The organism is Nocardioides cremeus (assembly GCF_030518195.1).
Classification (GTDB): domain Bacteria; phylum Actinomycetota; class Actinomycetes; order Propionibacteriales; family Nocardioidaceae; genus Nocardioides; species Nocardioides cremeus.
On the sequence record NZ_JAULSC010000023.1, the window covers coordinates 1 to 23,445 of the forward strand.

General features: G+C 73.7%; 21 protein-coding genes. 11 read left to right on the forward strand and 10 right to left on the reverse strand.

From position 1 onward, the window contains the following. Positions 1-65 precede the first annotated feature (65 nt). Together QWJ41_RS17780 and QWJ41_RS17785 are read left to right on the forward strand one after the other, a co-directional pair. Entirely contained in the window at positions 66-836 is a 771-nt protein-coding gene (locus tag QWJ41_RS17780; protein WP_302709858.1) for a 2-keto-4-pentenoate hydratase, read from the forward strand. A 316-nt stretch (positions 837-1,152) separates the two neighbouring features. Continuing rightward, positions 1,153-3,294, forward strand: a complete 2,142-nt coding sequence (locus tag QWJ41_RS17785) for a DEAD/DEAH box helicase (RefSeq protein WP_302709788.1) — start codon at positions 1,153-1,155, stop codon at positions 3,292-3,294. Here QWJ41_RS17785 and QWJ41_RS17790 read toward each other — a convergent pair. Continuing rightward, positions 3,260-4,024 carry a phosphatase PAP2 family protein gene (locus tag QWJ41_RS17790; RefSeq protein ID WP_302709789.1) on the reverse strand — a complete coding sequence of 255 codons (765 nt, stop codon included), beginning with the start codon at positions 4,022-4,024 and terminating at the stop codon, positions 3,260-3,262. The two genes, QWJ41_RS17785 and QWJ41_RS17790, sit on opposite strands and share 35 nt — an antisense overlap. A gap of 162 nt (positions 4,025-4,186) precedes the next feature. Between QWJ41_RS17790 and QWJ41_RS17795 the strand changes: the two genes are divergently transcribed. Next, a complete protein-coding gene (locus QWJ41_RS17795; protein WP_302709790.1) occupies positions 4,187-4,453 on the forward strand; it encodes a hypothetical protein in 267 nt (88 codons plus the stop codon). Positions 4,454-4,458: 5 nt separating this feature from the next. Next, entirely contained in the window at positions 4,459-5,322 is an 864-nt protein-coding gene (locus tag QWJ41_RS17800; protein ID WP_302709791.1) for an FHA domain-containing protein, read from the forward strand. Between the two features lie 31 nt (positions 5,323-5,353). On the opposite strand, the gene QWJ41_RS17805 is transcribed toward QWJ41_RS17800, so the two are convergent. Next, complete coding sequence (locus tag QWJ41_RS17805; RefSeq protein WP_302709793.1) at positions 5,354-6,403, reverse strand: hypothetical protein; 1,050 nt, start codon at positions 6,401-6,403, stop codon at positions 5,354-5,356. Positions 6,404-6,544: 141 nt separating this feature from the next. Between QWJ41_RS17805 and QWJ41_RS17810 the strand changes: the two genes are divergently transcribed. Further along, a complete protein-coding gene (locus QWJ41_RS17810; protein ID WP_302709794.1) occupies positions 6,545-7,339 on the forward strand; it encodes an alpha/beta hydrolase family protein in 795 nt (264 codons plus the stop codon). On the opposite strand, the gene QWJ41_RS17815 is transcribed toward QWJ41_RS17810, so the two are convergent. Both QWJ41_RS17815 and pdxY read right to left on the reverse strand, forming a co-directional pair. Then, positions 7,336-9,102 (reverse strand): dolichyl-phosphate-mannose--protein mannosyltransferase, encoded by a 1,767-nt coding sequence (locus QWJ41_RS17815; protein ID WP_302709795.1) that lies wholly within the window; start codon positions 9,100-9,102, stop codon positions 7,336-7,338. The two genes, QWJ41_RS17810 and QWJ41_RS17815, sit on opposite strands and share 4 nt — an antisense overlap. A gap of 219 nt (positions 9,103-9,321) precedes the next feature. Next, a complete protein-coding gene (pdxY, locus tag QWJ41_RS17820) occupies positions 9,322-10,173 on the reverse strand; it encodes a pyridoxal kinase PdxY (protein ID WP_302709797.1) in 852 nt (283 codons plus the stop codon). Positions 10,174-10,335: 162 nt separating this feature from the next. Here pdxY and QWJ41_RS17825 point away from each other — a divergent pair, with 162 nt between their 5' ends. Together QWJ41_RS17825 and QWJ41_RS17830 are read left to right on the forward strand one after the other, a co-directional pair. Beyond that, positions 10,336-11,964: a GMC family oxidoreductase gene (locus QWJ41_RS17825; protein WP_439117345.1), complete on the forward strand. Its 1,629-nt coding sequence runs from the start codon at positions 10,336-10,338 to the stop codon at positions 11,962-11,964. 3 nt (positions 11,965-11,967) lie between these two features. Next, positions 11,968-13,527, forward strand: a complete 1,560-nt coding sequence (locus tag QWJ41_RS17830) for a succinic semialdehyde dehydrogenase (RefSeq protein WP_302709800.1) — start codon at positions 11,968-11,970, stop codon at positions 13,525-13,527. Positions 13,528-13,571: 44 nt separating this feature from the next. Here QWJ41_RS17830 and QWJ41_RS17835 read toward each other — a convergent pair whose 3' ends face one another. From QWJ41_RS17835 to QWJ41_RS17845, 3 genes are read right to left on the reverse strand one after another with little or no spacing between them, the layout of a single operon-like run. Beyond that, complete coding sequence (locus QWJ41_RS17835; protein ID WP_302709801.1) at positions 13,572-14,282, reverse strand: uracil-DNA glycosylase; 711 nt, start codon at positions 14,280-14,282, stop codon at positions 13,572-13,574. After that, positions 14,279-15,343, reverse strand: coding sequence for an SMP-30/gluconolactonase/LRE family protein (locus tag QWJ41_RS17840; protein WP_302709802.1), 1,065 nt, complete (start codon positions 15,341-15,343; stop codon positions 14,279-14,281). Before QWJ41_RS17840 ends, QWJ41_RS17835 begins: the two co-directional genes overlap by 4 nt. Then, entirely contained in the window at positions 15,340-16,845 is a 1,506-nt protein-coding gene (locus QWJ41_RS17845; RefSeq protein WP_302709803.1) for a flavin monoamine oxidase family protein, read from the reverse strand. Before QWJ41_RS17845 ends, QWJ41_RS17840 begins: the two co-directional genes overlap by 4 nt. A gap of 60 nt (positions 16,846-16,905) precedes the next feature. Between QWJ41_RS17845 and QWJ41_RS17850 the strand changes: the two genes are divergently transcribed. Then, entirely contained in the window at positions 16,906-17,613 is a 708-nt protein-coding gene (locus tag QWJ41_RS17850; RefSeq protein ID WP_302709805.1) for a TetR/AcrR family transcriptional regulator, read from the forward strand. 37 nt (positions 17,614-17,650) lie between these two features. Here QWJ41_RS17850 and QWJ41_RS17855 read toward each other — a convergent pair whose 3' ends face one another. The 3 genes from QWJ41_RS17855 to QWJ41_RS17865 form a co-directional block, all read right to left on the reverse strand. Further along, on the reverse strand, positions 17,651-18,958 hold the full coding sequence (locus tag QWJ41_RS17855; protein ID WP_302709806.1) for an alpha/beta fold hydrolase: 1,308 nt from the start codon (positions 18,956-18,958) through the stop codon (positions 17,651-17,653). Positions 18,959-19,057: 99 nt separating this feature from the next. Next, entirely contained in the window at positions 19,058-20,491 is a 1,434-nt protein-coding gene (locus tag QWJ41_RS17860) for an alpha,alpha-trehalose-phosphate synthase (UDP-forming) (RefSeq protein WP_302709807.1), read from the reverse strand. 16 nt (positions 20,492-20,507) lie between these two features. Continuing rightward, positions 20,508-21,551 (reverse strand): Gfo/Idh/MocA family protein, encoded by a 1,044-nt coding sequence (locus QWJ41_RS17865; RefSeq protein ID WP_302709808.1) that lies wholly within the window; start codon positions 21,549-21,551, stop codon positions 20,508-20,510. A gap of 137 nt (positions 21,552-21,688) precedes the next feature. Between QWJ41_RS17865 and QWJ41_RS17870 the strand changes: the two genes are divergently transcribed. From QWJ41_RS17870 to otsB, 3 genes are read left to right on the forward strand one after another with little or no spacing between them, the layout of a single operon-like run. After that, entirely contained in the window at positions 21,689-21,988 is a 300-nt protein-coding gene (locus QWJ41_RS17870) for a DUF3263 domain-containing protein (protein ID WP_302709810.1), read from the forward strand. A gap of 5 nt (positions 21,989-21,993) precedes the next feature. Beyond that, a complete protein-coding gene (locus QWJ41_RS17875) occupies positions 21,994-22,524 on the forward strand; it encodes a LytR C-terminal domain-containing protein (RefSeq protein WP_302709811.1) in 531 nt (176 codons plus the stop codon). Positions 22,525-22,532: 8 nt separating this feature from the next. After that, entirely contained in the window at positions 22,533-23,378 is an 846-nt protein-coding gene (gene otsB / locus QWJ41_RS17880) for a trehalose-phosphatase (RefSeq protein WP_302709812.1), read from the forward strand. The last annotated feature ends 67 nt before the right edge of the window (positions 23,379-23,445 follow it).

Consider the following 23,445-nt stretch of genomic DNA (forward strand, 5'->3'; position numbering starts at 1 on the left):
GCGACGCGTACGACGTGCCCGCGGGCCGGGTCGAGCGCCCGCGCTCGCAGGTCGACGCGGCGACCGTGGCCGCGGCGGGCGAGCGGCTCGTGCGGGCGCTGGCCACCACCACCCCCTGCGCACCGGTGCGCGACCTGATCGGGGCCACCGACGTCGCGGCGGCCTACCTCGTGCAGGGGCACCTCAACGCCAGCCGGGTCGCGGCGGGCGCCCGCGTGGTGGGCCGCAAGATCGGCGCCACTTCCGAGGCGGTGCAGACCCAGCTGGGGGTCGACCAGCCCGACTTCGGGGTGCTCTTCGACGACATGGGCCTCGAGGACGGCGCTCACGTGCCGGTCGGACGCCTCCTGCAGCCCAAGGTCGAGGCCGAGGTGGCGTTCGTGCTGGGCGAGGACCTCGACGACGGCCCCCTCGACCTCGCCCAGGTCCGGGGCGCGGTCGACCACGCCGTGGCCGCGCTCGAGATCGTCGACTCGCGCATCCGCGACTGGGACATCTCCTTCGCCGACACCGTCGCCGACAACGCCTCCTCGGGCCTCTACGTGCTGGGCTCCCGCCGGCGCACCCTGGCCGAGGTCGAGCCCGTGGGCGTGACGATGTCGATGCGCATCGACGACGTCGAGGTCTCCACGGGCACCGGCGCGGCCTGCCTGGGCGACCCGCTGCGGGCGGTGGCGTGGCTGGCCCACCAGGCCCGTCTCTTCGGCGAGCCGCTGCGCGCCGGGCAGGTGGTGCTGTCCGGAGCGCTCGGGCCGATGCGCCCGGTGGCCCCCGGCTCCACCGTCGTCGCCGAGATCAGCGGGCTCGGCAGCGTCACCGCCCACTTCCCCGGTTGAGCGCCCACCCTCACCTGTACAGGTGACGCACCGCACGGCGATGCGCCGCGACCCGGGGCGGCGCGGTACGGTGGAGGCGTGCCTGGACGCGTGTCCGGGCACGACCAGCACCGATCCCGTCGTCGCGGGCCCCGGACCCGAGTTCCTCGGTCCCGCCGATCGGTCCGCCGTCGCCGTCGGGACGTGCTGGACGCGTCGTCCTCGTGTGCGCCAGCAGGCTCCACGAGGCGGGGCACGCCCGGGTGCACGGGTCCGCGGACGGTGGTGAGCAGCCCCGCCGCGCGAGTGCACCGGTGTCACTCCAGAGGAGGAGCTTGTGGCTCAACGAGGCCAGCGCCGGTCCGGCGGCGCCCGCACGGCGCCCCGCGCGCAGCGGCGTACCCGCGATCTCGACAACGAGGGCATCATCCCCGTGCTCGCCAAGGCCGTGCGCGAGGTCGAGGGCGCGGTCCAGCGCGGCGCCGTGCGCCCCTCCGTGCGCACCAAGTTCCAGGTGGTGGCCCACCTCGTGCGCGAGGAGCGGGCCCGGATCAAGGCCGACGAGGAGACCTCGGAGGGCCAGAAGGCCGCCCAGCTCAAGCGCCTCGACGGGGTCGCGACGATCCTGGCCAAGACCTCCACGCGCGAGACCAGCATGCTCGCGCTGCTCGCCGAGGACGCCGACTTCTCCCACTCGGCGCGGGAGCTGAAGGCCGAGATGCAGCGCGCGGCCGGCCTCGAGGTCGAGGTCGAGAAGCCCGCCCCGGCTCCCGAGCCCGGCGCCGACGCGCAGGTCGACCGACGCGTCGTGCCGCCGTCGGTGATCTCGCGCCAGCTGGCCAACCCGTTCCTGGTGCCCGACTTCGGGGTCGCCGACGCGACCCGGCCGCGCAACGGCCGCCTCGCCGGCTGGGAGCTGCTCGGCCCTCTCTTCCGCTCCTTCGAGTACGCCGGCGGCGGTGCCCCGGCGTGCATGCCGCTGCCCGACCCGTCGGCCTTCCGCGCCCCCGACGGCATGCAGCTGATGCCGCACCAGGCCCAGATGGTCGCCGCGGCCGCCGCCGGCCACCGCAGCTTCCTGCTGGCCGACGAGCCCGGCCTGGGCAAGACCGCGCAGGCGCTGCTGGCCGCACAGGCCGCCGACGCCTACCCGCTGCTGTGCGTGGTGCCCAACGTCGTCAAGACCAACTGGGCCCGCGAGGCCGGCCTGTGGACCCCGCACCGCCCGGTCACCGTGATCCACGGCGACGGCAGCGACATCGACGGCTTCGCCGACATCGTGGTGGTCAACTACGAGGTGCTCGACCGCCACGTCGGCTGGCTCGGCGACCTCGGCTTCAAGGGGATGGTCGTCGACGAGGCGCACTTCATCAAGAACAAGACCTCCCAGCGCAGCCAGCACGTGCTGCAGCTCTCCGAGCGGATCCGCTCGCGCACCGCGCACCCGCTGCTGATGGCGCTGACCGGCACGCCGCTGATCAACGACCTCGAGGACTTCCGTGCGATCTGGCAGTTCCTGGGCTGGATCGACGACCGCAAGCCGCTCGGCAAGCTCATGGACGCGCTCGAGGAGACCGGGCTGACCCCGGCCGAGCCGGCCTTCTACGGCGCCGCGCGCGCCAAGGTCATCGACATGGGCATCGTGCGCCGCCGCAAGGTCGACGTGGCCGCCGACATCCCGGCCCGCCGGGTCGCCGACCTGCCCGTCGAGCTCGACGACGCCCTGGGCCGCTCGATCCGCGACGCCGAGCGCGAGCTGGCCCGCCGCCTCGTGGCCCGCTACCACTCCGCCCTGGAGACCCGCACCTCCGGCGTGGTCGTCGACGGCATCGACCACGAGCTCGTACGCCGCGTCGCGACGTGGGAGCGCGAGGACACCGCCGGCGCCAAGAACGGCGAGAACGTCTTCTCGATGATGCGCCGCATCGGCCAGGCCAAGGCCGGGCTGGCCGCCGACTACGCCGCCCAGCTGGCGCGCAGCGTCGGCAAGGTCGTCTTCTTCGCCAAGCACGTCGACGTGATGGACGTGGCCGAGGAGACCTTCGCGCGCCGCGAGCTGCGCTACACCTCGATCCGCGGCGACCAGACGCCCAAGGCCCGCGAAGCCGCCATCAAGGCCTTCCAGGAGGACCCCGACGTCGCCGTGGTGGTCTGCTCGCTCTCGGCCGCCGGCGTGGGGCTCAACCTGCAGGTGGCCTCCAACCTGGTGCTGGCCGAGCTGTCGTGGACCGACGCCGAGCAGACCCAGGCGATCGACCGCATCCACCGCATCGGCCAGGAGCTGCCGGTCACCGCCTGGCGCGTGATCGCGGCGCAGACCCTCGACACCAAGATCGCCGAGCTGATCGACTCCAAGGCCGGCCTGGCCGCCACGGCGCTCGACGGCTCCGACGAGGAGGTCGGCTCGTCGGCCGACGTGCAGCTCGAGGCGCTGGTCGCGCTGCTCACCGAGGCGCTGGAGGCCGAGCAGGCCCGCTGAGCCGCCGGGCCCGCACGGCCCGGTCGACGAGCAGCACGACCGCGGCCCCGGCGACGGCGTCGAGGAGCCAGTGGTTGCCGGTCATCACCACCACCAACGTGGTCACGACCGGGTAGCACCAGACCAGCGTGCGCCAGCGCCCCGGCACCAGCCGCGACAGGGTGAGGGCGACCCAGACCGCCCACCCGACGTGCATCGAGGGCATCGCGGCCAGCTGGTTGGTCATCGAGCCCAGTCCGCGCGGTGCCGAGGCGCTCTGGCCCCACCACCCCCAGTCGGCGGTCTGCGCGAGCACGTCGACGTACCCCGGCACCAGGCGCGGGGGAGCCACCGGCACCACCAGGTAGAACGCGAGGGCGGTCAGCGTCGAGGCCACCAGCACGGTGCGGGCGCTGCGGTAGGCCCCGGGTCGCCGCAGCCAGACGACGAGCAGCACCAGCGCGGTGACGGCGTAGTGCGTGACCGTGTACCAGTACGCCGCGCCGACGCCGACGACCACGTGCGCGGCGGTCCAGCCGTTCAGGGTGGGCTCGACCGCGATCCCGAGCGTCCGCTCCCACTCGAAGATGCGCTCGGCGACCCGCTGTGCCGCGGCCAGGTCGTCGTCGGCCAGGAGGCGCGAGGCGGTGTAGCCGAGGTACAGCACGGCCAGCAGCGCCAGCTCGCGCAGGGCGGGGAGCAGCCGGGACCGGACGGTGGGCGCGGCGGAGCCGACGGTGGCCTCCCTCATCCCTCGATCATCGCTGCCGACCGGCCTCGGCTGCGCCCCCCTTCTGGTGGTCGTGCTCCTCTCGGGCAGGTCGCACCCGCCGCCCCCTTGCGCTCCTGCACAACCTGTGTTGAACTCTAAGCGAGAAACCTCAACAAGTTGTTTCACTATGAAGGAGGAGGCATGGCGACGACACAAGACACCAGCACCCAGGCCGTGGACGGCTCGCGCAGCGACGAGGTGGTCGACTGGACCGACCTCGGCCGCCGGATGTGGACGTTCCTGACCGGCCGCGAGGCGGCCATCCACTACGCGTTCGAGGACATCACCGTCGAGGTCCCCCGCGACACCGGCGCCCGCGCCCCCCGTGCGACCTGGAAGGTCGACGGACGCCTGACCATCACCACCACCGACCGGGGCGAGCCCACGCCCCCCACCGAAGGACGGTAGGAGTCATGGCCACCCAGGTCTCCGCCGACCTGCACTTCAGCCTCGGCCGCGAGGGCAAGGACGACCTGCACGGCCACCTCACCGGCGCCGGCAGCCGGCTCACGCTCGACGTCGACGACCCCGGCGCGTTCGCCGGGGCCGGCGACGCCCCGCTCATCCGTCGGGTCGCCGGCGAGCTGGCCGCGCGCGACATCGTGCTCCGGGTCGTGCAGGGCGAGACGCACCTGGTGACCCTCGGTGCGGTGCGCGCCCCCTGGTGGCAGCGCCGGGTGACCCGGTCGCGCCACATCCGCCTGGGCAGCCTCAAGGGCGCCTGGACCTCGGCCCGCTCGCGTGCGGCCGGTCGCGGCCCCGTGCTGCCCGGCCTCGAGCTGAGCCCGCCCGCCACCCTGTGGCCCCCGTTCCCCACGATGCACCCGCAGGCGCGGCGCCCGGTCAGCACCACCCACGACCCCGCCGGCGGCGGCAGCCCCCGGCTCGTGCTGGTGCGCGAGCACGTCTGGGGCGGCGAGCGCCAGCCCGTCTTCTGGCTCGAGGAGACCCAGACGATCGGCTCCGACGAGTCCTGCGACATCGTGCTGCCCGGCCTCGAGCCGGTGCACGCCCGCGTCGTGCACGACGAGCGCGACGAGTTCTGCGTCCACCCGGTCGCCGGGCTCAGCCGGGTGCACGGCGCCCCGGTCACCGAGCCGGTGCTGCTGCGCACCGGCAGCCGCCTCGACCTCGGTGAGCACCACCTGGTCTACTCCCGCGAGGAGTTCGCCGACCACGGCCGACCGCACGGCGGCCGCATCGGCGGCGAGCTGGGCCACCAGGTGCCGCAGCCGCCGCGACCACCGGCGCGAGCCGACCTGTCCGAGAGCGCCTGAGCCGGACGCACGTGACGCCCCGGCCGAGCCCTCACTGCCCGGCCGGGCGCCCCGTGCCGAAGAGCAGCTGGGGGCGCTCGGGCAGCGCGAACTCGGTGCCCACCGACTCGCAGCGCCGCTCGCCCAGGGTGCAGGCGACCACGACGGTGCGCCCGGAGGGTCCCAGTGCGCTGCCCCGCGCGCTGGCCGCCCCGTAGAAGGTGCGGTCGTCGACCCAGCCGCCGAGGTAGAAGAACCGGTCGCCGGTCTCGACCTCGTGCGGGGTGCCGTCGACGGCGTCGTACCAGACGCCGGTCGTGCGCTCGGCCGCGATCACGGCGTCGCTGCCCGGCGAGAGCCATCCGGCGGCGGTCGACTGCTCGCGCGGCCGGGCCAGCCGCAGCCGGCCGTCGGCCGTCTCGCGCAGCCGCACCGGCGTGCCGCGCTCCTCGGGCAGGACCAGGGCCCGCTCGGGGCGCACCAGCTCGGGCTCGGAGCCGTCGAGCGGCAGCCGCAGGGTGCCGCCGGCCACCGGGTCGGCGGCGTACGCCGCATCGTCGGAGAAGCCGAGGAAGCCCGTCTCGGCGTCCTCGTAGAGGTCCGCGAGGTCGCCGAGCTCCTCCACCGGCGCCGGCTCGCGCAGCACCTGCTCGCCGGTGCCGGCGTCGAGCACCACCGGCACGGCCAGGTGGGTGCCGAACTCGTCCTGGCGTCCGCGCGCCGCGTCCAGCAGGCCGAGGTGGCGCCCGTCGGCCGAGAGGCTCAGCTCGCTCGTGCCCACCCGCGCCACCCGCTCGGCGGCGCCGCCGTCGCTCCACCACAGCGACCCCTCGGCCAGGTAGTGCACGCCCCAGCGGGTCACCACGAACGCGGTGGGCGCCGGGTCGAGCTCCATCGTCACCTCGCCCACGTGCAGCGTCGCTCCGACCGCCCAGGCCGGTGCGCGGTGGTCGTAGCGCGGCGAGCCCACCGGCAGCGTGAACGGTGCGCCCGCCTCGTCGTCGGGCTCGGTCGCGTCGTCGCGGCAGGCCCCCAGGCCGCCAAGCCCCAGCAGCAGGACGAGTGCGGTGCCGACGAGCGCACGGCGGGAGGGACGGGGCACGGCACCCTGTCTAGTGGGCCGGTGTGGCAGCGAGGTCGACCAGCGGTCACGATTGCGACACGATCGCCGGGGCGTCACCCCTGGCGGGCGTGCTCGTTGTCTGGTGGGAGCGGCCCGGAGGGGGTCGGAGGAGGGGGAGACGTGGTCAAGAGGCTGACCCAGGTCGTGCTCGCGGCACTGCTCGCGGTGGGCCTGGTGCTGGGCACCACCGGCGCGAGCGGCGAGCACCCGGCCGAGAAGGTCGAGGACAACCTCGCCGGCCAGAAGGTGCGCGTCAACCTGCCGCCCACCAACGACCCCAAGGGCGTCGTCGTCTTCTTCCACGGCCAGGGCGGCAACGTCAACGACAAGATGGAGGGCCCCTGGCTCGACGCGCTGCGCCGCGACGGCTGGGTGGTGGCCTCCTCGATGTTCCACCGCGAGGCCTGGGGCAACCCCGCCTCCACCGACGACGCCGACCGGGTCTGGGAGTGGGCCGAGCGCCAGGGCGGCGCCGAGGTGACGATGTACCTCGGCACCTCGATGGGTGGCACCACCTCCCTCAACGCGCTGCTGCACGGCAAGGAGGCGCCGCCGTGCTGGTACGGCGTCAAGGCGGCCGTCGACATGTCCACGATGGGCAACGTGCCCGGCGCCAACGGCTTCATCCGCAAGGCCTACGGCGGCGGGCCCTACCCGCGCGAGCGCAACCCCGTCGACACGGCGTACAAGCTGGCCCAGACGGGCACCACGTTCCGCTTCGTGGCTAGCCCCTTCGACCCCTACGTGCCCTACGACGCCAACACCGGGCGGCTCTCGGCGGCGCTGCAGGGCTTCGGCGCCGACGTCTCGGTGCGCACCGTGCAGGGCCCCCACGACGACCCGTCGCACTACAGCGCCTACGACGTGGTGCGCTTCGCCAACGAGTGCGCCGCGGCGCAGGGGGCGAAGGGCTAGATCCAGCGGCCGAACCAGATCCGGTCGAGCCACTGCGAGTGGGTGAGCAGCTCGTTGGTCCAGATCGGCCAGAACCACGCGAAGTTGAGCAGCACCAGCACCACGAACGAGCCGGCCGCCACCACGCCGACCGTGCGGCGGGTGCTGGGCTCGCGCGAGGGGCCGACGATCCTGCCGATCAGCAGCGTGGTGGCCAGCACCATGAACGGCAGCATCGCCGCGGCGTAGAAGAGGAAGATCGGCCGGTCGTCGTAGAGCAGCCACGGCAGCCACGTCGACAGCGCACCCACGACCGGTACGCCGTAGCGCCAGTCGCGCGCGCCGATCCACAGCGCCGCGGCCGCGAGCAGCGCCAGGCTCGAGCCCCACCACAGCACGGGGGTGCCCAGCAGCAGCACCTGGCGCAGGCAGTCGCTGCCCTCGGGTGCCTCGCAGCCGCGGGTGCCGGGCTGGATGCCGGTGTCGGCGGCGACCCCGACCGGGCGGTTGAGCAGCGGCCAGCCCAGCGGGTCGGACTGGTAGGTGTGCGTGGAGCAGCTGAGGAAGTGGGTGTGGAAGGCGTAGACGTCCTGGTGGTAGGCCCACAGCGAGCGCAGCGACTGCACGACCTCGCCGGGGCCCGACGCGTCGGCCTGGTCGGCGGTCGGCCAGCGCGCGCCGGTGTCGGGGTCGCTGGCCACGAACGACTCGTCCTGGCACTCGCCCTCGCCGGTGAACTGGGTGTACTGCGTCGAGGAGAGCGAGCGCTCGTAGTCGCCGGCGTGGACCATCCAGCCGGTCCACGTCGCGACGTAGACGGCCAGGGCCACGAGCACCAGGTGGCCGAACGCCGGCAGTCCGTCGGCCAGCACCGAGCGCAGCACCGGGCGGCGTACGCCGAAGGAGCGGCGCGCGCCGGCGCTCCAGACCCACACCAGCACGCCGAAGGCCGCCAACGGGTAGAGCGCGGTCCACTTGGTGCCGATCGCCAGGCCCCAGCACACGCCGCTGGCCAGCAGCCAGGGCCGCCACAGCAGGGCGCGCACCGGCCCCCACGAGGCGGGGTCGGTGACGGCGGTGGTCTGCAGGCGCGCCATCCGGGCGCGGTACCAGTCGCGGTCGGCGACCAGGCAGGCCACCGCGCAGAGCACGAAGAAGGCCAGGAAGATGTCGAGCAGCGCGAGGCGCGAGAGCACGAAGTGCAGCCCGTCGAGCATCAGCAGCAGCCCGGCGACCAGGCCGAGGCCGGTCGAGCCGGTCAGGCGGCGGCCCAGGCGCGCCATCACGACCACCATCAGCGCCCCGACGACGGCCGAGGAGACCCGCCAGCCGGTGGGGTCCATCCCGACGAGCCGCTCGCCGAGGCCGATCAGCCACTTGCCGACCTCGGGGTGCACGATCATCGACGGGTCGTCCTGCCACAGCCCGCGCACGGTGCCGTCGAGGATCTGCTCGTCGGCGTCGTCGACGTAGCCGCGCACGTAGCCGTGGTTGACCAGCGACCACGCGTCCTTGGCGTAGTAGGTCTCGTCGAACTGGAACTCCGCGGGCGTCCCGAGCTTCCACAGCCGCAGGAACAGCGCGACCAGGCCGAGCCCGACCGCGGCGCTCCAGCCCACGAACGGGTCCTCGAGCCGCAGCCACGCCCGGGCGCCGGCCCGGTCGTGGGCCGAGGGGACGGGGCGGCCGTCGGCCGTCCGCGAGAGCAGCACCCGCCCGTCCCCGTCGGTCGCGGCCTGCTCGCCCGCCTGGGCGGTCGGCTGCTCGGGGGCGTCGGTGCTCACGACGCCGAACTCTACGGTCGCCCCCGCGACCCGGCTCGAACCTCCCGCCCACCCGGCCCCTACTTCCCCCTGACCCGGCCTGAACTTCGCGCTGACCCGGCCCAGATCTCCGAGGGGAGGTCCAGGTCGGTACGTCGGGAGATTCGGGCCGACTGGGCGCGAAGTTCGGGCCGGCTGGGCGGGAGGTTTGCGCCGGCTCGGCGGGAGATTCGGGCCGGGTCAGCGCAGGCGGCGGGCGGAGAAGGTGGCGGGCGGGGTCGCGATCGCCTCCTGGGCAGCGACCAGCTGGATCTCGCGGGTGCCGGCGGCGAGGGTGGCCTCGAGGATGGCGAAGACCGAGGCGGTGGTGCGCTCGAGCGCGGTGCCGGGCGAGCCGGTGCTGCGCAGGTGCGCCAGGTAGAGCGCGGCGGTGACGTCGCCGCAGCCGTTCGGGCTGATCGGCAGCAGGGGAGTGGTGACCGCCCAGGCGCCCTCGTCGGAGACCGCGACCACCTCGAGGTGCTCGGCCGGCACCTCGTCGTGCAGCACGCTGGTGACCAGGACGTCGCGGGGGCCGCGCTCGCGCACGACGTCGACCGCGGCGAGTACCTCGTCGAGCGTGCGGGTCGTCGTGCCGGCCAGGAAGTCGAGCTCGAAGTGGTTGGGGGTGATCACGTCGGCCGCCGGCACGACGGTGTCGCGCATGAACTCGGGGATGCCCGGGCGCACGAACATGCCCCGCCCCACGTCGCCCATCACCGGGTCGCAGCAGTAGACGGCGTCGGGGTTGAGCTGCTTGACGCGCGCCACCGTGTCGAGGACGACGGCCCCCACGGCCGGGTCGCCCTGGTAGCCGGAGAGCACGGCGTCGGCGCTGCCGAGCACGCCGCGGTCGTCGATGCCGGCGATCACCTCGCGCACGTCGGCGGGGTCGAGCAGCGGCCCGCGCCAGGCGCCGTACCCCGTGTGGTTGGAGAAGTGGACCGTCAGCACCGGCCACACCTCGTGGCCCAGGCGCTGGAGGGGGAAGACGGCGGCGGAGTTGCCGACGTGGCCGTAGGCGACCGAGGACTGGATCGACAGGATGCGCACGCGGCCATTGTGGCGAGGTGTCCAGTCCGGCGGTCAACCGGCGCAGATAACTAGAACAAGTTCCATTCGTGCCCTAGTGTGGGCGCCGACACATTCCGAGGGTATGTGAAGCCGCCCCCCCCGGCCACGGACCTCGCACCGCCCGAGCGCATGGAGGCTCCGATGGCCAAGAAGGCACCCAGCAACGAGGCCGACTACGTGGTGGTCGGCTCCGGGAGCTCCGGCGCGACGATCGCAGGTCGCCTCGCCCAGTCGGGCGCGAGCGTGATCGTGCTCGAGGCCGGCAGGAGCGACGAGCAGTTCCTGACCAGGAAGCCCGGCATGATCGGGCCGATGCACGCGGTGCCGCAGATCAAGCGCACCGTCGACTGGGGCTACTACACGACCCCGCAGAAGCACATCCTGGACCGCAAGATGCCGGTGCCGCGGGGCAAGGTGCTCGGCGGCTCCAGCTCGATCAACGGCATGGTCTACGTGCGGGGCAACCGGGCCAACTACGACTCGTGGGCGGCCGAGGGCTGCACCGGCTGGGACGCCGACTCCGTCAACCGCGCCTACCGCCGGATGGAGGACTACGAGGGCGGCGCCGACGAGTTCCGTGGTGAGGGCGGGCCCATCCGGGTCACCTACAACAAGACGCCCCAGGAGGGGTCGCTGCAGTTCCTCGAGGCCACCGCCGACACCGTCGGCGCCCCGATCCTCGACGACTACAACGGCGCCTCGCAGGAGGGCGTGGCCCGGATGCAGCAGAACGCCGCCGACGGCCTGCGCTACTCCGCCTCCCGCGGCTACATCCACCACCTCGCGCCGCCGACGCTCGAGGTCCAGTCGCGGGTGCTGGCCACCCGGGTCGTCATCGACAACGGTCGTGCCACCGGTGTCGTGGTGCGCGACAAGGACGGCACCAGCCGCACGATCCGGGCCGCCAAGGAGGTCATCCTCTCCGCGGGCTTCGTGGGCTCGGCCCAGCTGCTGATGCTCTCGGGCATCGGCCACGCCCAGCACCTGCGCGACCAGGGCATCGAGGTGGTCGCCGACCTCCCCGTGGGCGACAACCTGCACGACCACCTCTTCCACGCCCTGACCTTCCACGCAACCTCGTCGGCACTGCGCGGCAGCGCCACCTTCTTCGGCAAGGGCGTGGCCAAGGAGGTCCTGCGACCGGGGTCGACGTTCCTGGCCAACTCCGTCTTCGAGGTGCTGGCCTTCCTGCAGACCTCGCAGGCCACCGGCGGCATCCCCGACCTGCAGCTGCACCTGCTGCCCTGGGCCTACGTCTCGCCCAACCAGGATGCGCCGGTGCGCCACGACGTCGACCAGCGCCCGTCGCTGACCGTGCTGAGCACCCTGATCTACCCCCGCAGCCGCGGGACCCTGCGCCTGGCCTCGGCCGACCCGACCGCGGCGCCGTTGATCGACCCGCAGTACCTCGCCGACCCCGCCGACCTCGACCTGCTCGTCGAGGGCTCCGAGATCACCCGCGAGATCTTCGCCAACAAGGCCTTCCGCGGCGCGGTCAAGGGCGAGACCCACCCGGGTGCCCACCTGCGCGGCAGCGACCTGCGCCAGGAGATCCTCAACCGGGCCACGTCGGTCTACCACGGCGTGGGCACCTGCCGGATGGGCGTCGACGAGCTCGCGGTCGTCGACCCCGAGCTCAAGGTCCGCGGCGTCGCGGGGCTGCGGGTCTGCGACGCCTCGATCATGCCCTCCATCACCGGCGGCAACACCAACGCGCCGGCCATCATGATCGGTGAGCGCGGTGCCGACCTCGTGCTGGGGCGGGGCTGAGCGATGACCCTGCAGCGACCCGCCGTCCTGACCGACGACTTCATGCGCGACCTCGTCGCCCGGGTGCCCTCCACCTCGGGTGGCACCTGGAAGCTGACCGAGGTCTACACCGGCGAGCACCTCGTCGACCTGCCGCAGTCGACCCCCGCCGACATCGAGCGTGCCTTCGCCACCGCGCGCGAGGCCCAGCGGGCCTGGGCGGCCACCCCGCTGCGCCGCCGGCTGGCGGTCTTCAAGCGGGCCCACGAGATCTTCGTGGCCAACGCGCTGACCACCGCCGACCTCATCCAGGCCGAGAGCGGCAAGAACCGCCGGATGGCGGTCGAGGAGTCCTGCGACCCGCCGATGGTGATGAGCCACTACCTCAAGCGGGCGCCCCGGCTGCTCGCGCCGAAGCGGCACGGCGGGCCGGTGCCCGTGGTCTCGCACTCCACCGAGATCCGCCAGCCCAAGGGCGTCGTGGGCATCATCGCCCCCTGGAACTTCCCCTTCGCCACCGGCATCTCCGACGCGATCCCGGCGCTGATGGCCGGCAACGCCGTCGTGCTCAAGCCCGACAACAAGACCGCGCTCTCGCCGCTGCACGGCATCGCGATGCTCGAGCAGGCCGGACTGCCGAAGGGGCTCTTCCAGGTGGTCTGCGGGGAGGGGCCCGACGTCGGGCCCACCCTCATCGACAACGCGTCGTACGTCATGTTCACCGGGAGCACCGCGACCGGACGCACCATCGGCGAGCGCGCCGGGCGCAACCTCATCGGTGCCTGCCTCGAGCTGGGCGGCAAGAACCCGCAGGTCGTGCTCGACGACGTCGACGCCGACGAGTGGGTGGCCAGCACCCTGTTCGGCGTCTTCGGCAACACCGGGCAGATCTGCATGCACATCGAGCGCATCTACCTGCCCGACAGCCGCTACGACGAGCTGAAGCAGAAGTTCGTGCGGGCCACGGCGGCGCTCGACGTGCGGGCGTCGTACGACTTCGGGCCGGAGGTCGGCTCGCTGGTCTCGGTCGACCAGATGCACCGGGTGCTCTCGCACGTCGAGGACGCGGTGGCCAAGGGCGCGAGGGTGCTGACCGGCGGGCGGCCGCGCCCCGATCTGGGCCCGGCGTTCTTCGACCCGACCGTGCTGGAGGGCGTCACCACCGACATGCTCTGCGGGGTCACCGAGACCTTCGGGCCCGTCGTCGCGCTGCACCGCTACCGCAGCGTCGACGAGGCGGTGGCGCTGGCCAACGACACCGACTACGGCCTCAACGCCTCGGTCTGGGGCGGCGACCTCGAGCGCGCCCAGGCCGTCGCGGCACGCATCGAGTCGGGCAACGTCAACGTCAACGACGCGCTGGCCACGGCGTACGCCTCGAAGTCGACGCCCTCGGGCGGGGTCAAGCAGTCGGGGGTGGGTGCGCGCCACGGCGACCAGGGGCTGCTGAAGTACACCGACGTGCAGAACCTGGCGGTGCTCAAGAAGCAGGTGCTCGGCCCGCGCCCGGGCCAGGACTACGACGCCTACGTCAAGCAGATGCTGAGCGGCCTACGGATGATGCGGCGCACCCGGCTGCGCTGAGCAGGTGCCGGTCCGGGCCGGGTCGAGGCGAAGTCTGGGCCGGGTCAGCGTGAGATCTGGGCCGGGTCGGCGGGCAGGGCCCAGTCGACCGGGGCGCCGCCCTGCTCGACGAGCAGCCGGTCGACCTGGGAGAAGGGCCGCGAGCCGAGGAACCCCCGGTACGCCGACAGCGGCGAGGGGTGCGCCGACGCGACCACCGGCACCGACCCGAGCAGGCCGGCGAGCCCGCGCGCCCGAGCGCCCCACAGCAGCGCCACCAGCGGACCGCCGCGCGCGCCCAGCGCCCGCACCGCCTGCTCGGTCACCTGCTCCCAGCCGCGCCCGCGGTGGGAGTCGGCGGCGCCGGCTCGCACGCTGAGCACCCGGTTGAGCAGCATCACCCCGGAGTCGGCCCAGGCGGTCAGGTCGCCGTGGGGCGGGGGCGGGTGGCCCAGGTCGTCCTCGAGCTCGCGGTAGATGTTCGCCAGGCTGCGCGGTACCGGCCGCACCGCGGCGTCGACCGAGAAGGACAGGCCCACCGGGTGCCCCGGAGTCGGATAGGGATCTTGGCCGACCAGCAGCACCCGCACCTGGGCCAGCGGGCGCTCGAAGGCCCGGAAGAGCCGGTCCTCGCCGGGCAGCCAGGGCCGCCCGGCAGCCGTCTCGGCTCGCAGGAACTCCCGCACCTGCTCGACCTGGTGCGCCACCGGCGCGAGGGCCTGGGCCCAGTCGGGGGCCATCCGGCCCTGGTCGACCAGCTCGTCGAGCACGTTCATGCCGGCGACCGTAGCCGCTGGCGGAAGCGGGCCCGCCGGGGCAGGAAGTCCGGGCGTCCGCGCTCGCCGACCTCGACGTCGAGGATCGCCTGGTGCGACGGCTCGCCGGCGACGGCGGACTGGTTGGCCACCAGCACCGAGGTGCCCAGGAAGGTGGCCGAGCTCGGGGTGTCGAAGGGCACCTCGGAGCCGTTGTCGCCGCTCAGCGGCACCTCGGGGAAGCGGGCGACCTCGCGACCGCGGGCGTCGAGCTCGACGAGCTGGGCGGCCAGGCCCGCGAGTGCGACGTACACGTGGCCGGAGCGTGCGACCCCGAAGCCGTCGGGTAGGTCGCCGGGCGCGGAGGTCCACAGCGTCGACAGCTCGCCCGGGCGCCCGCGCCGGTCGACGGGCAGGCGCAGCAGCGCGCCGTTGGTCGGCAGGGTGGCGCCGGTGCCCAGGGTCTGCTGTGCCACGAGCAGCTCGCGGCGTCCCTTCATCCAGCGGATGCCGGTGGTGCCGAAGCCGGCGACTCCGTCGAGCTCGGGGGCGCGGAACCACTCCTGGACGCGCCCGTCGCGGCGCACCCGCCAGATCACGCCGTCGCCGTAGTCGGTGACGTAGAGCCCGCGCGGGCCCCAGGTCGCGAAGTTCGGGACCGCGCCCTCGGGCAGTCGTGCCACGGTGCGGAAGCGGCCCGTGCGGGTGTCGAGCGTCATCACCCGCGAGCGCGAGATCTCGAGCAGCACCAGCTCGCCGTCGGCGGTCTCGTGCGCCACCTGCACGCCGTGGTCGGCGTCGAGGTCCTGTCCGGGCACCGTCCACGAGCGCAGCAGCGTGCCGCCCGCCGACCACTCCACGACCTTCGAGGGTGTCGAGGCGCGGCGTGGGTCGCGGGCCAGGTAGGTGCCGGCGTACACGCGCCCGTTGCTGTGGGCGTGCACGTAGGCCGGGTAGCCGGGCGGGGGCACGAGGGAGAAGACCCGGGTGTCCCACTTCTCGCGCTCGGGCGCCGCCACCGCGACGCCGGGCGCGCCGGCCACGGCGAGGGCGAGCACCAGCCCGGCGACCAGGCGCCTCACAGCCGGTCCCCGACCTCGACGGCGGCACGCTCGCCCGCGCGCACGGCGCCGTCCATGTAGCCCGACCAGTACGTCGACGTCTCGGTGCCGGCCCAGTGCACCCGCCCGAACGGACGCCGGATGGACGGGCCGAAGTCGACCATCGTGCCGGGTGCGTGCAGCGCGGTCGGGCCGCCGCGGGTCCAGCGCTCCTTCGTCCAGTCGCTCTCGGTGTACTCGATCGGGCGCAGTGCGCGCTCGCCGAACATGTCGGCGAAGCCGCGCAGCACGGCCTCGCGCCGCTCGCGCCGGCGCCGGGGCCCCTGCTCGCGCCAGGTGCTGCCGCCGACGAAGGCCAGCAGCACGCCGGGGGTGCCCGAGGGCGGGGAGTTGTCGAAGACAGCACGCGCGGCCCCCGAGTCGTTGATGCCGAAGCCGTTGAGCCCGTCCTCGCGCCAGAAGGGCGTCTCGTAGACCGCGTCGCACTTCATCAGCTGGCCCATGTCCATGTGCCGCAGCAGCTGTCGCCGGTCGGTGGGCAGCTGCGGGTCCCAGTCGATGTCGAGCACCAGCGGCGGCGGCACCGCGACCACGACGCGTCGGGCCCGCACGGTGCCGCGCCGGGTCTGCACCAGTGCGTGGGGGCCGCGCTGCTCGATGCGACGGACCGGGGCCCGCAGCGCGACCACGTCACCCAGGCGGCGGGCGAGCCGGATCGGCACCAGCTGGGAGCCGCCGACGAAGCGGCGCTCCTGGGCGCCTCCCGCGGTGTCGGAGTTGCGGGAGAAGGTGCCGACGTGGGTCTCGTCGCCGCTGGCGGCGACGTACCAGAGCACGAAGAGCAGCGAGAGCTCGTCGGGGTCGGCGCCGAAGCCCGGCTGGGTCCACGACTTGATCAGGTTGCCCACGCCGGAGGCGTTGACGGCGTTGCGGCGGATGAACTCGCCCAGGCTCATCGCGTCCCACTCGCGCGCGCTCGGGTGCGACCACGGGGCGCTGACGTCGATCTCGGCGGCCATCGAGTCGATGCGGGTCAGCAGCACGCCGGCGTCGGGCAGGATCGTGGGATCCGGCGGGACGGTGCCGGTGTACTCCTGGCGGCCGGTGGTCGAGGAGATGTAGACGCTGTTGCCCTCGTTGTGCTGCAGGAACGTGCGCACGCCCATCCGCTGCGCCAGGGCGGCGATGCGGCCCTGCGTCGGGCCGATGAAGGCGCCGCCGGCCTCGATGGTGCCGCCGGCCTCGAGGTGGTGGTTGAGCACCCGCCCGCCGACCCGGTCGCGCGCCTCGACGCACAGCACGTCGACCCCCCGGCGAGCCAGCCGTTCCGCGGCGACGAGCCCGGAGATGCCGGCGCCGACCACGACCACGTCGGCGCGCCGGGGGAGCGGCCCCTGTCGGCCGGCCGGCTGGGCGTCGGCTGCGTGGAGCAGCCCGGGCGCCAGTGCGCCGAGGGCCGCGCCGGCGCCGCCGCCCAGCAGCAGGCGGCGGGAGAGGTCGAGGTCGGGGGACTGCGGTGTCATCTGGCTCCCGGTGCAAACGTGAACGTGTGTCAGTTTCAGCCGTACCCTACACTGCGCCGCATGGGAGCGGGACGAGCGCGAGAGCACCCCGGGGAGACCGGCGACGCGGCATCCGGGATGGACCCGGCCCTGGGAGCGGTACGCCGCGTGCCCACGCAGGCCCGCAGCCGCCAGCGCGTCGAGGCGATCCTCGACGCGGCCGAGGCACTGGTGGTCCAGCAGGGGGTCGAGTCCCTGACCACCCGGGCCATCGCCGAGCACGCCGGCGTCCCGGTGGCCTCGCTCTACCAGTACTTCGGCGACAAGGAGGCGGTGCTGCTCGCCCTGGCCGGGCGCGACACCGCCGAGATGGACGACCAGGTCGCCACCGACCTGGCGGCGCTGGAGGAGCTGGGGGAGCTCAGCGTGGCCGCGGTGGTGCGCACGGCGATGGAGGCCTTCGTGGCGGTCTACCGCCGCCGGCCGGCGTTCGTCGAGATCTACCTGCGTGGCCGCGGCAACGCCGCGGTGGCGCGCTTCGGGCGCGCCCACAACATCCGCATCGCCGAGGCGCTGCGCGACTTCGCGCTCGAGCGCGGCCTGTGCCGCGACGACCTCAGCCCCGCGGCCGCCGAGCTGGCCGTCGAGGTCGGTGACCGCGTCTTCCAGCTCGCCTACGAGCACGATGCCGAGGGCGACCCGACGCTGGTCGAGGAAGGCGTGCTGATGATGACCGCCTACCTCGAGCGCTACGCCACCGCCGCCGGTCTCGAGGGGCTGCGCCGCTGACCTCCCGCCCGCCACGGGTTCGTTGCGCGGAGGCGGTTCAGCGGGACAGCGAGCGCGAGCCCTCCGAGCCGTAGCGACGCTGCGGGTTGGCGCCGATCGACTCCCTGCTGGCGGCGGTCCGCTTGGCCGGCGTCTTCTTCGCCGCAGCCTTCTTCGCCGGTGCCTTCTTGGCTGCAGCCTTCTTCGCAGGCGCCCGCTTCGCGGCCGTCTTCTTGGCCGGTGCCTTCTTCGAGGCCGACTTCCTGGCGGGTGCCTTCCTCGGCGCCTCCTCGGGGGTGGACCACTCGGCCAACCACGCGTCGAGCACCCGCCACGTGGTGTCGCGGGCCGCGCGACCGGTGAGCATGCCGAGGTGTCCGCCCGGGACGATCTCGAACCGCACGTCGGGCGAGCCCGAGAGCAGCGGCACCAGCGCCTTGACCGCGGGCACCGGGGCGATGCCGTCGGTGGCGCCGCCGAAGACCAGCACCGGGACGTCGATGCGGGCCAGGTCGATGGTGCGGTCGTCGAGCTCGAAGGTGCCGGTGCGCAGCACGTTGCCCTTGACGAAGCGGTGGTACAGCTGGCCGAAGGTGCGACCGGGGTAGGCGATCATGCCGGCGGTGAACCGGTCGACGGCCTCGATCTGGGCCAGGAAGTCGGCGTCGTCGAGGTGGGTGGCCAGCGCGAGCGGCTTGGTGACGAGCTTCTGGAACGACGAGAGCTGGAAGGCCCACTTGACCAGCGGCTTGGGCGCCCCGCCCATCGCCTGGTAGGCCCGGGTCACCGCCCCCCGCCCGGCGGTGGGGTTGAGCTGGAGCAGCGGGCGCAGCGGCGCCACGAGCGGCACCAGCGAGGTGTCGACCGGCGAGCCGACGATGCTCAGCGAGGCGATCGGCAGGTCGGGGGAGTCGGCGGCGGCGAGCATCGCGAAGATCCCCCCGAGGCTCCAGCCGACCACGTGCACCGGCCGGCCGCCGGCGTGGGCCGAGACCTCGCGGACCGCGGTCGGGACCACCTCGTCGACCCAGTGCTCCAGGCCGAGGTTGCGGTTGCGGAAGGAGACCTCGCCGTACTCCACGAGGTAGGTGGGGCGGCCCTCGGTCACGAAGTGCTGCACCAGCGAGCAGCCACGGCGCAGGTCGTAGCAGGTCGACGGCGCCGCCAGCGGGGTCACCAGCAGCACCGGGTCGCCGACCTGACGGGTCGTGGCCGCCGGGCGGTAGTGGTAGACCTCGCGCAGCTCTCCGTCGTCGATCAGGGTGCGCGGCATCGGGCGCAGGTCGGCGATGCCGCCGTACAGCACCTTGTGCGCCACGTTGCTGGCCGCCGACACCACCTGGTCGGGCTTGGGGATCAGGTCCACGATCCACCTCCTGCCCCGCAAACTACCCCGGCCCCCGTGAGTTACGGGTGGCCCGCGACACCCCTGGCCGCGATCGCTCGTCGGAGGGTGGCAGGGCGGTCACGAGCGGCGGGCCGGGCGGACCGCCTTGCCGTGCGTGCCGACGTCGGAGAGCTCGGTCATGAACGAGTCGGCCCAGGCGGCCACGTCGTGCTGGGTCACCGTGCGGCGCATCGCCTTCATCCGGCGCGTGGTCTCCTTCGACTCGGCCTGGTAGGCCTCGAGCAGCGCGCTCTTCATGCCGTTGATGTCGTAGGGGTTGACCAGCCAGGCCTGGCGCAGCTCGTCGGCGGCGCCGGCGAACTCCGAGAGCACCAGCGCGCCGTCGTCGTTGAAGCGGCAGGCGACGTACTCCTTGGCGACCAGGTTCATGCCGTCGCGGTAGGGCGTGACGACCATGACGTCGGCGGCGCGGTAGAGCGCGGCCATCTCCTCGCGCGGGTAGGAGGAGTGCAGGTAGGAGATCGCCGGGCGGCCGATGCGGCCCAGGTCGCCGTTGATGCGCCCCACGAGCCGGTCGATCTCGTCGCGCAGGATGCGGTACTGCTCGACCTGCTCGCGGCTGGGCACCGCGACCTGCACGAAGACGGCGTCCTCGACGTCGAAGTGGCCGTCGTCGATGAGCTCGCTGAAGGCGCGCAGCCGCGCGAAGATGCCCTTGGTGTAGTCGAGGCGGTCGATGCCCAGGAAGATCTTGCGCGGGTTGCCCAGCGCCTCGCGGATCTCCTTCGAGCGCTCGGCCACGGGCTCAGAGCGCGCCATCTCCTCGAAGCCGGCGGCGTCGATCGAGATCGGGAAGGGCCGGGCCCGCACGGTGCGTCCGTCGGGCAGGTAGACCAGGTCGCGGTGGGTCTTGTGACCCACGCGCTGGCGCACCAGGCGCACGAAGTTCTGCGCGCCGCCGGGCATCTGGAAGCCGACCAGGTCGGCGCCCAGCAGGCCCTCGAGGACCTGGCGGCGCCACGGCAGCTGCTGGAACAGCTCGCCGGGCGGGAACGGGATGTGCAGGTAGAAGCCGATGCGAAGGTCGGGGCGCAGGTCGCGCAGCATCTGCGGCACCAGCTGCAGCTGGTAGTCGTGCACCCACACCGTGGCGCCCTCGTTGGCCAACGACGCGGCGCGCTCGGCGAAGCGCTGGTTGACCGAGACGTAGGAGTCCCACCACTCCCGGTGGAACTCCGGCTTGGCGACCAGGTCGTGGTAGAGCGGCCACAGGGTGCCGTTGGAGAAGCCCTCGTAGAACCCCTCGATGTCGTCCTGGCTCATCGTCATCGGCGCCAGCTCGAGCCCGTCGTGCTCGAACGGTTCGAGGTCCTGGTCGGTGCCGCCGGGCCAGCCGATCCACACGCCGTGGTTGGCGCGCATCACCGGCTCGATGGCGGTCACCAGACCACCGGGGGAGGTGCGCCAGCCCTTGGACCCGTCGGGCAGCACCACCCTGTCCACCGGCAGCCGGTTGGCGACGATCACGAGGTCGTAGGACACGGGACTCACCCTAGGTGGCGTCGGCTCACCCCGCGTCGCCCGGGAGGAGGGGGTCGGCGCCGGGCAGCTCCACCCCGACCTGGCGGCGTACGTCGTCGAGCTGGGCCATCAGCGCCAGCGTCTGCTCGTGCGGCACCCACGGGCTCTCGCGCAGGCCCTCGCGCACGCAGCGGGCCACCTCGGCCACCTCGTTGCCGTAGCCGCCGCCCACGACCGGCTCCCGGCCCGTGATCCGCACCGGCTCGCCCTCCACGCCCGCCGCGTCGCGGGGCACGAACACCGCCGCGTCGGGGTGGTGGAACTGCCCCTCGAGGTGCACGTGGCCGCGGTCGGTGGCCAGAGCCGCGGAGCGGTCGGACCACGCGGTCATCGACGCCGACAGCGTCGCCAGCGCTCCGCCCGGGTAGCGGCCCAGCACGGCGACGTCCATGTCGGTGCCGCGCTCGGAGAGGTTCGCCTCGGCGTGCAGGCGCTCGGGCGCGCCGAGCAGCAGGTGGGCCAGGGTCAAGGGGTAGATGCCCATGTCGAGCAGCGCCGAGGCGCCCAGCACCGGGTCGAGCAGCCGGTCGTCGGGCGCGGCGTCGACGTGGAAGCCCAGCTCGGCGCGCAGCGTGCGGGGGGTGCCGAGCTCGCCCGAGGCCAGCCGCTCGCGCAGCTCGCGCACGACCGGGTGGCAGGCGGTCCACATCGCCTCCATCAGGAAGCGGTCGTGGTGGCGGGCCAGGCGCACCATCTCCTGCGCCTGCGCCGGGTCGAGGGTCACCGGCTTCTCGCACAGCACGTGCTTGCCGGCCTCGAGCGCCATCCGCACGTGCTCCAGGTGCAGCGCGTGCGGCGAGGCGACGTAGACGACGTCGACCCCCTCGTCGGCGACCAGGTCGGCGTACGACGCGTGGGCGCGGGCGCCGGGGGCGTGCTCGGCCACGAACGCCTCGGCCGACTCCAGGCGCCGGGCTCCCACGGCCACCAGCTCCGAGCCCGGCACCAGCGCCAGGTCGGCGGCGACCTTGCGTGCGATCTTGCCCGTGGTGAGGAAGCCCCACCGCACCGTCTGCTGCTCGCTCGTCATGCGGCCCACCCTAGGGACCCCTCTGGGTGCCCGAGGGCGGTGGCGGACACGCCTCGCGGTAATGACACGGGTGTAGTTCGGTGGTCTACGATGAGCACCAGTCCACCCACCTCGTCAGCCCAGTCCGGAGATGCCGCATGGAGCCCCAGCGGGACGCCGCCCACGCCCAGCCCGTCACCGAGGGTCCGCTGCTCAGCGATCGCGACAGCGAGATCCTGGCCTTCGAGCGCCAGTGGTGGAAGTACGCCGGTGCCAAGGAGAGCGCGGTGCGCGAGAAGTTCGACATGAGCTCGACGCGCTACTACCAGGTCCTCAACGCCCTCATCGACAAGCCGGAGGCCCTCGAGGCCGACCCGCTGCTGGTGCGCCGGCTGCGCCGCCTGCGCGCCGCGCGCCAGCGCCAGCGCTCCGCCCGCCGACTGGGCTTCGAGGTCTGAGCGCCGTGGCCCCCCACCAGCGTCCCCGCACCGAGCGCGGCACCGTGCTGCCCTCGCCCGTGGTGATCCTCTCGGTCATCGCCGTGGCGATGGCCGCCTTCGCCTTCGTGGCCACCCAGGGCTCCGAGCCCACCGAGCGCGAGATCACCCCCGCCGCCCGCGAGGCGGTGCAGGACCAGGGCGAGGACCAGGAGCCGGAGGTCGAGGAGAAGGCCGAGCCGGCCGAGCCGAAGCCGACCAAGAAGCCCGCGCCGGCGATCAAGCGCGGCGAGGTCTACGTCGAGGTCTACAACAACTCCTCGGTGACCGGCCTGGCCGGGCGGGTCGCCCAGCGCGCCACCGGCGCCGGCTGGCAGGTGGTCGGCGAGGACAACTGGTACGGCACCGTGCCGGCCACCACCGTCTACCACCCGCCCAAGCTCGAGCGGGCCGCCAAGCTGCTGGCCCTCGACCTCGGCATCGACCGCACCCTGCCGGCCACGGGTGCGATGAAGCTCGACCGCCTCACCCTGATCCTGACCGGCGAGCTCGACTGAGCCTGGCCATGGAGTTCGTCTCCGCCGCGGCCGAGGGCCGCTACGCCGCCCTGGTGCGCGCCGCCGCCGAGAGCGTCGTGGGCCTCGACTTCGACGGCACCCTGTCGCCGATCGTCGACGACCCCGAGCAGGCGCACATCCACCCTGACGCCGCCGACGTCCTGGTCGCCCTGGCCGCGCAGGTGCGGGCGGTCGCCGTGGTCACCGGGCGCCCGGCCCGCCAGGCGCTCGACCTCGGCGGCCTCGAGGAGGTCGCCGACGCGGTGCACGCCAGCGGCAAGGACCTCTACGTCTTCGGCCAGTACGGCAACGAGCGGTGGTCCTCCGACCAGCGGCGCATCGTCTCCCCGCGCCCGCCCGCCGGCTTGGCCACCTTCGAGCGCGAGCTGCCCCGGGTGCTGCGCGAGGGCGACGCCGCCGACGCCTGGATCGAGGACAAGGGGCTCGCGGTCGCGGTGCACACCCGCCGGCTGCCCGACCCCACCGCGGCCTTCGAGCGGCTCGAGGGGCCGGTCGGTGACCTCGCCCGGGCCCACGGGCTGGTGGTCGAGCCCGGCCGCCACGTGCTCGAGGTGCGCTCGCCGGGCATGCACAAGGGCCAGGCCGTCGACACCCTGGTCAGGCTGACCGGGGCCTCCGGACTCCTCTTCGCCGGCGACGACCTCGGCGACGTCGAGGCCTTCGAGGCGGTCAGCGCCCACGGACGCAGCGGCGCCGCGACCCTGCTGGTCGCCGTGGCCTCCGAGGAGCAGCAGGCCCTCGTCGAGCGCGCCGACGTGCTGGTCTCCGGGCCCGACGAGGTGCTCGAGCTGCTGCGCACCTTCACCGCCGACGCCGAGGCGCTGCGGGCCTGAGCCCTGCGGGCGACCCGGAGGGCGTCCGCATCCTGGATGGCCGGTTCGCATGGCGAGACGGTCGACG